At 47.0% G+C, this 413-nt stretch carries 1 pseudogene; it reads right to left on the bottom strand.

Annotation, left to right across the window (positions count from 1 at the left end):
* Window positions 1-413: pseudogene (locus B3180_RS13825) on the bottom strand (apolipoprotein N-acyltransferase); the annotation flags it as partial.

The following is a 413-nucleotide window of genomic DNA, read 5'->3' on the forward strand; positions in this document are numbered from 1 at the left end:
GTAAAATATTTGGCCATTGTTGTTCCGCCTGCCATTTTAACGATTGCTGAATATTACCCTGAACCAGTAATACTGACATGGATTCGGTTTTTCTCTCTGTCGGTTGTATTTTAGGAAATACTACAGCGCAGGTGAGAAAAATGAGCGGTATTAACAGCGGCGCCGGTTTTTTGAACCGCAAAGCCATAACTATGCTGAGGGCTGTAAACCACAAGGCGACCGTAATACCCGTTTCACCAAGAACCGGGGCCAATCCGCCAAATACGCCGTCAGTTTGACTATACCCCAGGCTTAGCCATGGGAAACCTGTAAATAGCCAGCCCCGTAGCAATTCCGCAATGAGCCAGAAAAACGGCAAACTGAAACGCCAGGCAAACTTACGGTGAGAGAGTTTTTGCCAACACCAAAATGCC

The organism is Idiomarina sp. UBA4206 (assembly GCF_002383015.1).
In the GTDB taxonomy this organism is placed as follows: domain Bacteria; phylum Pseudomonadota; class Gammaproteobacteria; order Enterobacterales; family Alteromonadaceae; genus Idiomarina; species Idiomarina abyssalis.